The sequence below is a fragment of the Streptomyces capoamus genome (assembly GCF_014654935.1).
Taxonomy (GTDB): domain Bacteria; phylum Actinomycetota; class Actinomycetes; order Streptomycetales; family Streptomycetaceae; genus Streptomyces; species Streptomyces capoamus.
Genome location: NZ_BNBF01000006.1, coordinates 1 through 469, shown reverse-complemented (window position 1 = coordinate 469; position 469 = coordinate 1). Strand labels below are relative to the sequence as shown.

The following is a 469-nucleotide window of genomic DNA, read 5'->3' as shown; positions in this document are numbered from 1 at the left end:
CTGCTCCATGGCCGCGGGCGCCCTCGCCGAGGTCCTCGGCGGCTCCCCCGAGCAGGTGGAGAACGCGGCCGAGATCGGCATGGAGCACAACCTCGGCCTGACCTGCGACCCGGTCGGCGGCCTGGTCCAGATCCCGTGCATCGAGCGCAACGGGATGGCCGCGGTGAAGGCCGTCACGGCCGCGAAGATGGCGATGCGCGGCGACGGCTCGCACAAGGTGTCCCTGGACAAGGTCATCAAGACGATGAAGGACACCGGCGCGGACATGAGCGTGAAGTACAAGGAGACGGCCCGGGGCGGGCTCGCGGTCAACATCATCGAGTGCTGACGCGAAGGGCCCGGGGCCCGGTGCGGACGCACCGGGCCCCGGGCCGCTCCCGCCTCGGGCGGGGGTGGTTCAGGAGGTGCTGAGCATGCCCTCGCGCAGGCGGGCCAGCAGCCGCGTGATCAGCCGGGAGACGTGCATCTG

General features: G+C 71.6%; 1 protein-coding gene. It reads left to right on the top strand.

Features of this window, described 5'->3' with window-relative positions:
* Positions 1–328, top strand: a 328-nt coding sequence (locus IE312_RS39595) for an L-serine ammonia-lyase, iron-sulfur-dependent, subunit alpha (RefSeq protein WP_229899551.1), incomplete at its 5' end; no start/stop codon positions are given.
* Between the last annotated feature and the right edge of the window lie 141 nt (positions 329–469).